Here is a 13,242-nt window from a genome sequence, read left to right as displayed (position 1 = left end):
GCCCGACGCCGTTTGCGGCCCGGGCTAATTGGCCGGTGCTATTTGGCCGGCGTAACGGTTCCGGCGGCGCCGTCGACCGTAAGGGTGTCGCCTGTGGCGATCCTCGTCGTCGCGTCGGGGACTCCCACCACCGCGGGGATCCCGTATTCCCGTGCGACGACGGCACCGTGGGAGTTGGGCCCGCCCATTTCCATCACGAGACCGCCGGCCGTCAGGAACAACGGCGTCCAGCCGGGATCCGTGGACGGCGCCACCAGGATCTCGCCCGGTTCCAGGTGCGCGCCCTGGGGGTCCAGGATCACGCGGGCCCGGGCCGTGACCGTGCCCGCCGAGGCCGGCGCGCCGGAGAGCTGCCCCGCCCCGCCGTCAGCGCCCGCCGGGCCCCGCCCGCCAGTGTTGGTCTGCAATGTGTTGGTCTGCACTGCCTCGGGCTCGGTGCCGTCCGAGAGCAGCACGCGGGGAATGTGCCGGCGGCCCAGTTCAGCCGCGTACGCCTCCCGGCGCTGCGCCACGACACCCTGCAGGGCGTCACCGCCCAGCCCCCGGTGCGCCTCGGCCAGGTCGACGAAGAAGATATCGTCCGCCGCATCGATGGCCCCGGCAGCGGCGAGTTCGGCCCCCACGGCCGCAAGCTGCTGGCGGACGGCGCCGAGCGCCTCCACGAGGTGGTACTTGGGCAGTTCACGCAACCCGGCGAACATTCGGGTCCGCCGCAGCGCTGCCCGCACGAGTGTTCCCCGCAGGCGGCTGCGCTGCCCCGCCGCAGCCACAAGCCGCCCTATCTGGGCGTCGGCGTCCCGCGCGGCCTTGCCGAACTGCCGGTCCGGGGCGAGCGCCGGGTCATCCATGCGCAGATAGTTGGCCAGGACCCCGAGGATATGGGTCGGGTCGTCAGACCAGCGGGGCATTCCGACGTCGATCTCCGCCACGGCGCGGTGGCCGTACCTGTTCAGGAAGCCCGACAGCCCGGACTGCACGACGCCCGGTAGCTCCGCTGCCCGGTAACGCCGGGCTATCTCGGGCAATGCGGCTTCCCCGAATACCGCCGCCGACGCCGGGTCGTTCCGGATGGCGGTAGCCAGCGACCAGAGGTCCAGGTCCATTTCGGTGGTCACGTTGTTGGGCAGGCCCCGCAGGACTTCCTGCAGCGCACCGTTCCCCGGGATCCCCGCGAGTTTTCCGGCAACGGCGAGCACGGCGAACCCCAAAGCGGGCAGCGGCAGGATGGCGGGAACCACGCTAAAGACGTCCCTGCCAAGGATCCGCTCAACGTGGTCCAGTCTCTGTGCGGCGGTGGCGCCGGTGGGCACGGCGAGCGCGGCCCTGAGCTGTTCGCCCACGCGGTCGGCCCGGCGCAGCGCCTCCTCTGGACGGAGGAGGCCGCGGATCAGGGTCTCCGGGACCCTGGCCCTTGCCGCGACCGGAGCGACGTGGCGCAGGAGCCGCCACGGCGATTTTATGGTGACGGAGAACCTGGGATCGGCGAAAAGGTTGCGCAGCACGGCGGCCGAGCGCGTCTCCATGACGTCGAACACGCGGGGAACGATGGCGCGCCCGGTCTTGCTGCGGACCACGGGTGTGATATCGAAGAAGATGCGCTGTCCGGCCTCCGTGAACGGTGCGGGTCCGTCACGGGGCACCGGCACCGGGAAATGCGCCGCCCCCGCGACCGAGGAAGCAATCAGCCTGATGCCGGCGAGGCCCATCGGCGTCAGGGGCCGGGTCAGCCCCTGGGCCAGGCTGAAGCACAGATAGACGCGCGGCCCCGGCCCGGATGGCCGTTTGTCCGGCATCGGATAGAGGGTGGTGATGGGTCTGGACTGTGTCAGCCACACGGCACCGTCCTGGCCGATGGCCCATTCGAGGTCCTGCGGCGAGCCGAAGTGCACTTCCGCGCGGCGGCCCAGGAGCTCCAGCGCGGCCAGTTGGGCATCGTCCAGGCTGGGCGTCAAACCTGCGCCCGGTTGCGCCACCCGTTCGGTTCCGCCGCCCGGCAGGGGACGGATGAGCATGCCCTTATCCCCAAGCCGCCGCTCGAGGATCCGTCCCGTGGCACTGTCGAGCACGAAGTGGTCCGGGTTGACGGCCCCGGACACCACGGCCTCGCCCAGTCCCGGGCTGGCGTCGATGACGGCCTCGTGCCGCCGGCCGGTCACGGGGTTGGCCGTGAACAGCACCCCGGCCACGGCGGCGTCCACCATGCGCTGGACGACCACGGCGAGGGACACCGCGGCGGGCTCGATCCCCTGCACCGCACGGTACGTCACCGCGCGGTCTGTCCACAGCGAGGCCCAGCACCGGCTAACGGCGGCCAGCACAGCATCCGCGCCGACCACGTTCAGGAATGTGTCCTGCTGGCCGGCGAAACTGGCGAACGGCAGGTCTTCGGCGGTGGCGGAGGACCGCACCGCGACCGCGGTGTCCGGGCCCAGCGCCGCATACGCGGCGCGCACGGCGGCGTCGATGCCGGCGGGGACGCCGGCGTCGAGCACCAGCGCGCGGGCCTTCGCGGCAAGCGCAGCCAGCTCTGCCAGGTCATCGGGGGCAGTGGCGGCGAGCGCCCGGTGCACGTCCGCCAGCGCCGAGGATGCCGTGGCGTCAAGGTAGGCCCGGGTGGTCAGGCAAAAGCCGGCGGGAACCGGGAGGCCGGCCCTTGCCAGCTCGCCCAGATTGGCCGCCTTGCCGCCGACCTGGGCCAGCAGGCCCTGGCCAAGGCGTTCCAGGGCCAGGACCGCCCCGTCCCCGGCAGGGTCCGGCGTCCCGGCGTGCTCCATCCGCAAACCGTCCATCCGACGCCGGCCCCGTGGCCCGGGGCCCTAGGAGTCGCCGAGCATCGGGCCGAAGCTGGCCCTGTCCGCCAGCCGCAGGTCGTCGCGGTCCGGCACCACCATGATCGGCCCCTTGGCGTGGTGGAGGACGCCGTCGGAGGTGGAGCCCAGCAGCATCCCGGCGAAGCCGCCGCGCCCGCGGGTGCCGACCACCACGAGTTCCACGTGCCGGCTGGCGTCGACCAGGATGTCGACGGGAGAGCCGTCCACGAGCTGTGTCTCCACCTGGAGGGCGGGGAAGTGGCTCCGCAGCCAGGCCACGCCGGCGTCGAGCTGGACCTTGATGTCGGCGAAGAGCGCATCCCGGTCCATTGGTGTGGGCACCCAGGCCAGCGAGCCGGTGTACTGCGGCACGGCGCACACGACGCGCAGCCGGGCGGAGAGCCGTTCGGCCTGGGCCGCGGCTTCCAGCACGGCGACGCGGGCCTGCTCGGAACCGTCCACGCCGACCACCACGACGTTCTCGATCAGCTGGTGGCCCAGTTTGGCCCGTTCGGCCAGGACATGCTTGTCGTCAGTGGTTTCGCCCAGCCGGTCCGCGCAGATCAGCGGCACAGTGACGGTCGGGCACTTCGCGTGGGCGGGCAGCGCGCTACTGACGGAGCCGAGCAGCCGGCCCACAAAGCCGCCGCGGCCGCGGGTTCCGAACACCAGAAGCTCCGCGGTTTCGCTGATTTCCAGCAGCACGCCGGACGCGTCCCCGTTTTCGACGGAGGCGTCGACGTCAATGTTGTAAACCGCGACCTTGTCGAGGGCGTGCTTCAGAATGGCTTCGGCGCCCTCACGGATCACGGAGTCGTCCACCGTGGCGTAGCCGCCGTCGAGCCCGGAAGCGGCGAAGATCGGCACCGAATAGGCGGTCACGATGTGCAGCGGGCGGCGACGGCGCTCAGCCTCGCGGGCTGCCCACACCAGGGCGCAGTGGCTGTGGTCCGAGCCATCCACTCCCACAACGATTCCCCGGGGAGGCGCCGGCTCGCCACCGGTCTCCCATGCCGGGTCCGGATGCACCTGTTCACGGCCCATTGGGTCCGCCTCCTCGCGATTCTTGCCTGATGTTGCGGCTATTCTGCCAGAAGTACCGCCGCCCGGCGTCCACCGGCGAGGCGACCCGGAATCTGCGCGCAAGAACCCCTGTTTTTCCTCACTATTCTCGGTTAATTGCGAACATTCAAGACGGCGGCCCGGCGTCCCTGGCGGGCCGCGCCCGAAGGATTTACGCAGAATTAACACGCCGTTCCGCGGCGCGGATTTCCGGGCTTTCGGGACGGATTCCGCAGGATTCGGGGCACGGAACCGCCCAAAATTCGGGACTAGGGCCAATGTCCTACCTCCTCTATCCACGGGCGGGAATCTTCGGTATCCTTCGAGGCATTGCTGAACCGAGACTGGTATTTCAGAACGCAGCCGCTGGGGTTGCGGAACCAGGCCTGGGTTGGCGTCCGGGGTCTTCCCCGCGACTGGCACCATTTCAAGGAGGTACCCTGCAGTGTCGAGCATGCCTTTGTACGGCGGGATCGAGCGGACCACGGCCGTAGTCATCGGGACGGGGCTCTCCGGCCTGGCTGTGGCCAGCGAGCTCCAACGCCGCGGTGTCGCGTCCATCATTGTGGACGGGCTCGACCTCTTGGGTGCCGGCCATCCGGCCAACACCTCCTCGCTGCAGCGCTGCGACGCGGCGGACGCCGCCAGCCTCAGGGAGCGCAACGAAATCCTGCGGCACCTGCGCAACTACGCCGCAAGCCACAAACTCGACGTGCGGAACAACATCCGGGCCCTGCAGCTGGACCTCCTTGAGACCGGCACGGACGGCTCACCCACCGAAAAGTGGGCCGTCCAGACCCCGGGCGGCGTCCTTCTGGCCGACCATCTTGTCCTGACCCGCTGCGCCCACAGTCAGCTGCGCCGCATGCTCTCGGAGCTTGGCATGGCAGTCGGACAGAACCTTATGGCGGCGATGCATGCCCTCGGGATGTACCTCGTGGGCGTGGGCGAGCTCATTACGCCGACGCCCAAGGAAGTCCTGCGCCAGGCCAAGGTGGTGGGACAGGCGATCTCCGCCAAGGTCTACCCCGATGGCGGCCCCACGCTGCTGCCTGGCGGCTTTGCCCTGGCTGCCCCCGCTTAGCCGGAGCCGGCCTGCCCGCAGATCACGTGGTCTCCGGACGCTGCTTTGGTTTTCGGTGTTGGGTCAGCTTTCGGTGTCGCTGCCTTCGTCCGGTGTGAGGCGGCGTTTTGCCATCAGGCCCAGGGCCACCAGGATGCCGATCCCCACGGCGACGAAGACCATGACGCTCCAGGGAAACTGCTCCGACCCAGCCGGCGCAGGGGCGGGCGCCGGCGTAGTGCCCGGCTGGGCGGTGCCCATCGTGGGGACCGCGGCAGCCGCCGTCGTGCCTGCTGCAGCCGCCGTCGCGGTGAAGGTGAAGCTGCCCTCGATCGGGTGGCCGTCGGAACTGGCCACCCGCCAGTGCACGGTGTACTGCCCTTTAGGGGCGCCGGACTTCAGCTTCTGCGCAGCGACGTTGTCCACGATCTTCACGGGGCCGTCCGCCCAATTGGCGCCCGTGGCGTCGTTGACCAGGATCTGCGACCCCAGGGCGAGCGGATTGTGGTTGAAAGTGACCGAGACCTGCTCCGGCGGCGCCGCGACGGTTGCTCCGGCAGCCGGGCTGGTGGACTCCGCGGTGTCGTGCGCCGACGCCGGGCTCACCGCTCCCAGCAGGACGGCCACAAGGACGACGGCGCCCAGCAGGGCACTGCGAAGCTGGCGGATACGGCGCATGGACAGGCTACTCCTAGTGTTGGCTTCCTTACAGACTAGGCGAAAATGCAGGGTTGGCCGTTGGGCGCCAAATAGGATTTAGGCAACACCCATCACTCCCGGAGGACTAATGCAAGACCTAATGCTCAAGCAGGGCTCCGCACTCGACCGGTATTTCAAGATATCCGAGCGGGGGTCGAACTTCTCGCGCGAGATCCGCGGAGGGTTCGCCACGTTCTTCGCCATGAGCTACATCGTGGTGCTGAATCCCCTCATCCTCTCCGGGCCTGATTCCACGGGCGCGACCCTCGGCTTCCCCGCCGTCGCTGCCGTCACCGCGTTCGTGGCCGGCATCCTCACCATCCTCATGGGCGCGTGGGCCAAGCATCCCTTCGCCCTGGCCACCGGGCTCGGCGTCAACGCGTTCGTCGCCGTCACCGTGGCCACGAACCCCGGACTGTCCTGGCCGGACATGATGGGCCTGGTGATGCTCTCGGGCATCACCATGCTGATCCTGGTCCTCACAGGTTTCCGGACGGCAGTGTTCAAGGCCGTTCCCGAGGGCCTGAAGACCGCGATCGTGGTGGGCATCGGCCTGTTCATCGCCCTGATCGGGCTGGTCAACGCCGGCTTCGTGCGCCGCATCCCGGATGTCGCCGGCACCACGGTTCCGGTCGGCCTGGGTTTCGACGGCAAGCTCCTGGGCTGGCCCACCTTCGTGTTCGTCTTCGGCCTGGTCCTGACCATCGCGCTCGTGGTCCGCAAGGTCAAGGGGGCCATCCTGATCGGCATCGTCGCCTCGACCATCCTGTCCGTGATCCTGGAGTCCATCCTTCACATCGGGCCCAGCTTTGACGGCAAGACCCACAACCCGCAGGGCTGGTCCCTCGTTGCCCCGAAATTCACCGAGTGGGCGGCCCCGGACCTGTCCCTGATCGGCCAGGCCAACCCCTTTGGCGCCTTTGAGCACCTCGGCTTCGTCGCGGCGAGCCTGCTGGCGTTCGTGATCCTGCTCAGCATCTTCTTCGACGCCATGGGCACCATGGTGGGGCTGGCCACGGAAGCCGGCACTATCGACAAGGACGGCAACATCCCCAACGTGGACCGCGTGCTGCAGGTGGATGCCCTCGGCGCGATCATCGGCGGCGGGGCTTCCGTTTCGTCGAACCAGATCTACGTCGAATCCGGCGCCGGCATCGGCGAAGGCGCACGCACCGGCCTGGCCTCCGTCGTCACCGGCCTGCTGTTCCTCGTGGCCATGTTCTTCACCCCGCTGATAAACCTCGTGCCATTCGAGGCCGTGGCCCCAGCGCTCGTGATCGTCGGCTTCATGATGGTCTCGCAGGTGGGCAAGATCGACTGGCAGGACTGGGGCATCGCGATCCCTGCCTTCCTGACGTTCACCCTCATGCCGTTCACCTACTCGATCGCCAACGGCCTGGGCGCGGGCTTCATCACCTTCGTGCTGATCCGCCTGTTCGAGGGCCGGGCCCGCGAGGTGCACCCGCTGATGTGGGCTGTGGCTGCGGCCTTCCTGCTGTTCTTCGCGATCGGTCCGATCGAGGCGGTCCTCGGGATTCACTAGGGTCCGGCCTTCCCGCTGTTTAACCGCTTTTGAGCCCAGTTTCCGGGATTCCGGACAGTCCGACGGCGGCGCTGCTGGTTTTCCGGCCCGGGCTGCGGTGAGCTAGGGGCATGGTTTCTCCCGCGCTCCCCGTTGATGTCCCGCCGCAGCCCTGGACCGGCCGGTTCGATGGCGACGGCGACGAGCACCGGCGCTGGTGGCAGGCTGTGGCCCCTTACACTGCCCGCACGGTTCCGGTGGCTTCCCCTGGTCCGCGCCCCGCCGTCATCCTCGGCTTCGGCAGCGACGCCGGAGTGCGGCGCAACAAAGGCCGGACCGGCGCTGCGGCCGCCCCCGCCGCCATCCGGGCCGCGCTCGGCCCGCTCGCGTTCCACCTGTCGCGGGATGTGCACGACGCCGGTGATGTCACCGTGGCCGGGGACGCGCTGGAGGCAGGGCAGGCACGTGCCGGGCTCGCCATCACCAGGCTGCTCGACGCCGGCCGTCTTCCCGTGGTGTTGGGCGGCGGGCACGAGACCGCCTTTGCCAGCTACCTCGGCGTGGCCGGATCGGCGGCCGTGCGCGAGGGCATGACGGTCGGCGTGCTGAATCTCGACGCGCACTTCGACCTCCGCGATGAGCCCGTGCCGAGCTCCGGCACCCCGTTCCTGCAGATGGCCCGCGCGGAAGCCGCCGCCGGCCGCGAACTGCGCTACGCCGTCGTCGGGATTTCAGAGCCAAACAACACCCGGGCGCTGTTCCGGACGGCAGACGAACTCGGCGTGGACTACCTGCTGGACGAGGACTGCTCGGCGGAGGCCGCGCACACATTTGTGGCGGCGTTCCTGGCGCAGGTGGACGCGTTGTACCTGACGATCGACCTGGACGTGCTGCCGGCCTCGGTGGCCCCGGGGGTGAGCGCTCCGGCCGCCTATGGGGTGCCGCTCGCGGTGATCAGCGCCGTGTGCCGGCAGGTGGCCGCGAGCGGGAAGCTCCTGCATCTGGATATCGCCGAGCTGAACCCGGAGTTCGATATCGACGGCCGCACCGCCAAGGTGGCCGCGCGGCTGCTCAATACGCTGCTGGGGTAGGGCGCGCAGGGGTTCGGAGGCGTCGCTCCGGCCCCGCGGGGATGGACTGCCTGCCCCGCGCCAGCCATCATGAAAGCAGGCGCGAGGTTTCGGCGACCGCAGCAGCACGGCCTCTCCTTGCGCGATGGAGGCGCAGCGCAATGTCCCCAGAATCCGGCCCTGCACACGGCCCGGACACATTCCTGACGGACTACTACGAGCATGTGGCCGACGACGACATACGGAACTACACTGCCGAATCGCTCCGGAACCGTGCCGAATACCATCGTTCTCTGGCCGCAACCCGGGGCCCGGGCCAGTCCGTCATCGGAGTGCTGAGTGAAACCGACGCCAGCGTCGTGGCAATCGTGGCTGAGGACATGCCGTATCTACTTCCCTCCATCACGGCGGCGCTGGCCCGTGACAATACCGCCATACGCCTGCTGGTCCACCCCACCTTCACCGTTGGGAGGGCCCGCGGGACGAACGAGCTCGTGGACATCCAGCCGGTACCGCTCCGCACTGCTTTGCCGGTGGGGAACGAGCCTTTCGCAATGCCGTCGCCGTCTGAATCCAATGGAGATTTGCCCCGCACGGAGGCCTGGATCGCCGTCGAAATCGCCAGACTGCCGGATCAGGCCAGCGCCGATCGGCTCATTCTCAATCTTCAGGCGGTCCTTGCCGATGTCCGGGCGGCCGCCGAGGATTCCGCAGCCATCCATCGGCACGTGGCCGCGGAAGTTGCCGCCCTGGATGCCAATGCCGCTGTAGCCGCGGCCGCGGATGCAGTGGACGTAACAGCGCAGGCGGCCAGGGAGTTGCTGCGCTGGCTGGACGACGGCAACTTCGTGTTCCTCGGGTACCGCGGGTATGACATAGCGGACGACGACGGGATGCCGGTCCTCGCGGCGCGGCCGGGGCCCGGCCTCGGGCTCCTCCGGCATCGGGAGCAGAGCCGGTCGCTGCAAGGTTCCGCCAAGCCGAGGCCCCGGGGTCCGGCCTTGGCCCTCACGAAAGCAGGCATCCGTTCCACAGTCCTGCGGGACGCTTACTTGGACGAAGTCAGCCTCCTGAGGTTTGACAGGGCCGGCAACCTTACCGGGGAAGTGTGCTTTGTTGGCCTTTTCGCCCCCAGCGCTGCAAGCCGGTCCGTGCAACAGATCCCGATCGTCCGGGACAAGGTGGCCTCGGTACTGGACCGCCTCGGATCCCCGCCCGGGTCCCATGCCGGCAAGGAACTGCTGGCCACCATCGAGGCCTATCCGCGCGACGAGCTCTTCCACATCGACGCAAACGGGCTGGCCAGCCATGCGCGCGAAATCCTGCGCCTCCAGGAACGCCACAGCACCCGACTGTTCCTCAGGCCCGATTCCTATGGACGCTTCATGTCCGCCCTGGTATTCCTTCCCCGCCGCCGCTACAGCACGGCGGTCAGGCTCAACATCGAACGGGAACTGCGGGAGACCTTCAACTCGAAAGCCGTCGAGTTCGAACTTCGTCTCAGCGAGTCGGCCATGGCCCGCGTGTTTTTCCGGATACTGCTTCCGGGCGGAGGACGGCCCGCCGTCGACGCCTCAGCGCTGGAGCTGCGCATCATTGCTGCCACGAGGTCTTGGGCCGAGGGCTTGGACGAGGCTCTGCAGCACAGATTCCCCGCTGGCGACGCCGCCCGGCTGTCCGTGCAGTGGGCCCAGGCGTTTCCGGCCAGCTACAAGGCCGACTACGGGGCGGAGGACGCCGTCGAGGACATCATCAAATTCGAAAGCCTGGACGGGCAGGACGGCAGGAACCGCGATGACCCGCTGCTTTCTGTCTACGCACGCCCGGGGACTCCGGTGCTGGCCGAGGACGCCCGGATCCGCCTCTACCTGACACGGCCGCAGAGCCTGACCCAGATTCTGCCGTTCTTCCACAACCTGGGACTCGAGGTGCTCGACCAACGGCCCTTCGACGTCCGGCGTGCCGATGGCCGCACGTTCTTCCTGTACGACCTCGGGCTGAAATACCCTTCCGGCGTGGACCCCCTGGGCACCAGCGGGCTGCTTGCCGACTCGTTTCGCGCCGCCATGAGAGGAGACATCGAGTCCGACACCTTTGACGCACTGGTCATCAGGGAAGGAATCGGATGGCGCCAGACAGCAATCCTGCGCGGCTATGCGAAATACCTGCAACAGCTCGGAACCACCAGCTCCTACGGCTTCATGGCGGACACGCTGCGGGCGAATGTCCGGGCCACGCGCGCACTCCTTGCACTGTTCGAGGCAAAGTTTGATCCGGATCTCGACCAGCCAACCCGCCTCAGTCACATGGACTCCGCCAGAAGTGAGCTGACGGCTGCCATTGACGCCGTGCCGGTCCTGGACGCCGACCGTCTGCTGCGTTCCTTCTCGAGTCTCGTCGAGGCCACCCTGCGCACCAATTACTTCCTGAACAAGCCCTACCTCAGCTTCAAGCTCGATCTCTCCGGTGTCCCGATCGCACCCGCCCCCCGGCCAAAATACGAAATCTGGGTCTATTCGCCCCGGGTTGAAGGGGTGCATCTGCGCTTTGGCGCCCTTGCCCGCGGCGGGCTTCGCTGGTCCGACCGCCGGGAGGACTTCCGGACGGAGGTCCTGGGACTCGTGAAAGCGCAGACCGTCAAGAACGCTGTGATCGTGCCAACGGGTGCCAAGGGTGGTTTCTATCCGAAGCGGCTGCCCGACGCCGCCTCAGACCGGGCGGCGTGGCTGGCGGAAGGCCAGGAGAGCTACCGGATTTTCATCCGCGGCATGCTGGACATCACCGACAACCTGCTCACATCCCTCGACGGCGCCCGCGGGTCCACCGAGCTGGTTGTACCGCCCGAGCGGGTGGTCCGGCACGATGGCGATGACTACTACCTGGTTGTTGCCGCCGACAAGGGGACGGCCGCGTTCTCGGACATCGCCAATGCCTTGGCCCTTGAGTACGGATTCTGGCTCGGCGATGCCTTCGCCTCGGGCGGCTCGGTGGGCTATGACCACAAGCAGATGGGCATCACGGCACGCGGGGCCTGGGAGTCGGTTCGGCACCATTTCCGCGAGCTGCTCATCGACTCCACGGCCGAGGACTTCACGGTAGTGGGCATTGGCGACATGAGCGGTGACGTGTTCGGCAACGGCATGCTGCTGTCCCGCCACATCCTGCTGGTGGCGGCGTTCGACCACCGGCACATCTTCCTCGACCCAACCCCCGATCCGGCCGCCTCCTATGCGGAGCGGCAGCGGCTGTTCGGGCTTCCCCGGTCGTCCTGGGGCGACTACGACGTCTCGAAAATCAGCGCGGGCGGCGGCGTGTTCTCCCGGCTCGAGAAGTCGATCGAGATCACCGAAGCAGTGCGCCGTGCACTGGGGCTGGAGCGGGGAACGACGGCGATGAGCCCACCGGAGCTGCTCAAGGCCGTCCTTCTGGCCCCTGTGGACCTGCTCTACAACGGAGGCATCGGCACGTACGTCAAGGCCTCCACCGAGACCCACGCAGACGTGGGAGACAAGGCCAACGATGCCATCCGTGTCAACGCCGTTCAGCTGAGGACCAGGATCATCGCCGAGGGCGGCAACCTTGGCATCACCCAGCGAGGCAGGATAGAGGCCGCACTGGGTGGGGTCCTGCTGAACACCGATGCGATCGACAACTCCGCCGGCGTGGACTGCTCGGACCACGAAGTGAACATCAAGATCTTCCTCGACAGGATGATCGCCGCGGGACGGATGTCCCCGGATGAAAGGACAGGCTTCCTGCACTCCCTTCAGGAGGAAGTCGGACGCTTGGTCTTAAAAACCAACGTGGACCAGAACGTGCTCCTCCTCAACGACCGCCAGCTGGTGCTTCAATGGAGCCCGAGCTTTGAGCGGACCATGGACTGGCTGGAGGCCGTGACGGACCTGGACAGGAACCTGGAATGCCTGCCCGGCACCGAGCAACTGCACACCCGTCTGCAGACCGGCGTAGGCCTGACATCTCCGGAGCTCTCCGTGCTGGCCGCGTATGCCAAGATCGCGCTGGCCAGGGAACTCACCCTCAGCGGACTGGCCGATGACCCCTGGTTCTCCCGGACGCTGCGCGACTACTTTCCGCGCCAGCTATGGGAGCGGTTCGGGGAGGAGCTGTCCAGGCATCCGCTGCGGCGGCAGATCGTAGCCACTGTTATTGCCAACGACATGATCAATCTGGGGGGCATTGCCTTCGCGTTCAGGGCAATGGAGGAGACCACGGTGTCGGCGGCCGCCGTGGCCCGTGGGTTCGTGGTCATGCGCAAGATCTGGGACTTCGACTCAATCACCGAGGCCCTCGCACAGTTGCCGGCAAGCATCCCCAGCGAGCACGGGTGTGCGGTGGCACTCGACATGCGCCGCCTGCTGGACCGCTCGACACGGTGGTATGTCAACCACGATTTCCGGGACAAGCCAATCGCCGATGCACTGGTCCGGCTCGAGCCCCCCATGTCGGTTCTGCGCCCAAAGTTCAGCAGCTTCCTTCACGGCGTGAATCTGCAGCATGCGGTGATCCGGCTGGCCCACACCGACGCCGTCGGACTGCCCCATGAATTGGGCGTGCGTGCCTCCGAGATCCTGGTCAACTACGGTCTTCTGGACATCTCCGCCATATCGGAAGAACTCCAAGAGCCCGTGGACGCCGTGGCCGAAGTGTACTTTGCCGTCTTCGAGCGGATCTCGGCGGTCCCCATTCTTGAACACATCACGGCGTTGCCGCGGGAAACTCACTGGGAGGCCCTCGCGCGGGCGGCACTTCGGGACGACTTGTATTTGGTCCTTGCAGGCATGACGAAGGCTGTTGTGCGCAATACTCCACGCCCCTCCGCACCCGGAGCCGATCCAGTGGAGCGCATCGTCGCCTGGGAGCGCGAAAACATCGAACAACTCGGCAGGATCCAGGAAACCATCAAAGAGGCCATCAAACCGGGTCCGGTGGACATTGCAGCATTGTCCGTTGCGGTCAAGCTGTTGCGGGCCGTGGTCAGCCGCTAGGCAGCACCGC

The 13,242-nt window shown here is 67.8% G+C and carries 7 protein-coding genes; 4 read left to right on the top strand and 3 right to left on the bottom strand.

All coding sequences use genetic code 11. The features are described 5' to 3' along the window. Positions 1 to 38: 38 nt before the first annotated feature. Together BLS42_RS07940 and BLS42_RS07935 are read right to left on the bottom strand one after the other, a co-directional pair. Positions 39 to 2,774, bottom strand: coding sequence for a PEP/pyruvate-binding domain-containing protein (locus BLS42_RS07940; protein WP_090579098.1), 2,736 nt, complete (start codon positions 2,772 to 2,774; stop codon positions 39 to 41). A gap of 42 nt (positions 2,775 to 2,816) precedes the next feature. Next, positions 2,817 to 3,854 carry a universal stress protein gene (locus BLS42_RS07935; RefSeq protein WP_090579095.1) on the bottom strand — a complete coding sequence of 346 codons (1,038 nt, stop codon included), beginning with the start codon at positions 3,852 to 3,854 and terminating at the stop codon, positions 2,817 to 2,819. Positions 3,855 to 4,326: 472 nt separating this feature from the next. On the opposite strand from BLS42_RS07935, the gene BLS42_RS07930 reads away from it, so the two are divergent. Beyond that, positions 4,327 to 4,956, top strand: a complete 630-nt coding sequence (locus BLS42_RS07930; RefSeq protein ID WP_090579092.1) for an NAD(P)/FAD-dependent oxidoreductase — start codon at positions 4,327 to 4,329, stop codon at positions 4,954 to 4,956. Positions 4,957 to 5,019: 63 nt separating this feature from the next. Here BLS42_RS07930 and BLS42_RS07925 read toward each other — a convergent pair whose 3' ends face one another. Beyond that, positions 5,020 to 5,613, bottom strand: a complete 594-nt coding sequence (locus BLS42_RS07925; RefSeq protein ID WP_090579088.1) for a copper resistance CopC family protein — start codon at positions 5,611 to 5,613, stop codon at positions 5,020 to 5,022. Between the two features lie 121 nt (positions 5,614 to 5,734). Here BLS42_RS07925 and BLS42_RS07920 point away from each other — a divergent pair, with 121 nt between their 5' ends. The 3 genes from BLS42_RS07920 (at position 5,735) to BLS42_RS07910 (ending at position 13,232) form a co-directional block, all read left to right on the top strand. Continuing rightward, on the top strand, positions 5,735 to 7,177 hold the full coding sequence (locus BLS42_RS07920) for an NCS2 family permease (RefSeq protein WP_090579085.1): 1,443 nt from the start codon (positions 5,735 to 5,737) through the stop codon (positions 7,175 to 7,177). 110 nt (positions 7,178 to 7,287) lie between these two features. Continuing rightward, positions 7,288 to 8,247 carry a formimidoylglutamase gene (hutG, locus tag BLS42_RS07915; RefSeq protein WP_090579081.1) on the top strand — a complete coding sequence of 320 codons (960 nt, stop codon included), beginning with the start codon at positions 7,288 to 7,290 and terminating at the stop codon, positions 8,245 to 8,247. Between the two features lie 140 nt (positions 8,248 to 8,387). Then, positions 8,388 to 13,232 (top strand): NAD-glutamate dehydrogenase, encoded by a 4,845-nt coding sequence (locus tag BLS42_RS07910; protein ID WP_090579078.1) that lies wholly within the window; start codon positions 8,388 to 8,390, stop codon positions 13,230 to 13,232. Positions 13,233 to 13,242: the final 10 nt, after the last annotated feature.

Origin of the sequence: Arthrobacter sp. ov407 (assembly GCF_900102895.1) — a bacterium.
In the GTDB taxonomy this organism is placed as follows: domain Bacteria; phylum Actinomycetota; class Actinomycetes; order Actinomycetales; family Micrococcaceae; genus Arthrobacter.
Note: the sequence above shows the minus strand (reverse complement) of the source record. Positions and strands in the feature narration are given on the sequence as shown.

Bases quoted from the DNA above. Each gene is read 5' to 3' on its own strand.
- BLS42_RS07940 (WP_090579098.1), bottom strand. From the start codon at position 2,774: ATGGAGCACGCCGGGACGCCGGACCCTGCCGGGGACGGGGCGGTCCTG.
- BLS42_RS07935 (WP_090579095.1), bottom strand. From the start codon at position 3,854: ATGGGCCGTGAACAGGTGCATCCGGACCCGGCATGGGAGACCGGTGGC.
- BLS42_RS07930 (WP_090579092.1), top strand. From the start codon at position 4,327: ATGCCTTTGTACGGCGGGATCGAGCGGACCACGGCCGTAGTCATCGGG.
- BLS42_RS07925 (WP_090579088.1), bottom strand. From the start codon at position 5,613: ATGCGCCGTATCCGCCAGCTTCGCAGTGCCCTGCTGGGCGCCGTCGTC.
- BLS42_RS07920 (WP_090579085.1), top strand. From the start codon at position 5,735: ATGCTCAAGCAGGGCTCCGCACTCGACCGGTATTTCAAGATATCCGAG.
- hutG (WP_090579081.1), top strand. From the start codon at position 7,288: ATGGTTTCTCCCGCGCTCCCCGTTGATGTCCCGCCGCAGCCCTGGACC.
- BLS42_RS07910 (WP_090579078.1), top strand. From the start codon at position 8,388: ATGTCCCCAGAATCCGGCCCTGCACACGGCCCGGACACATTCCTGACG.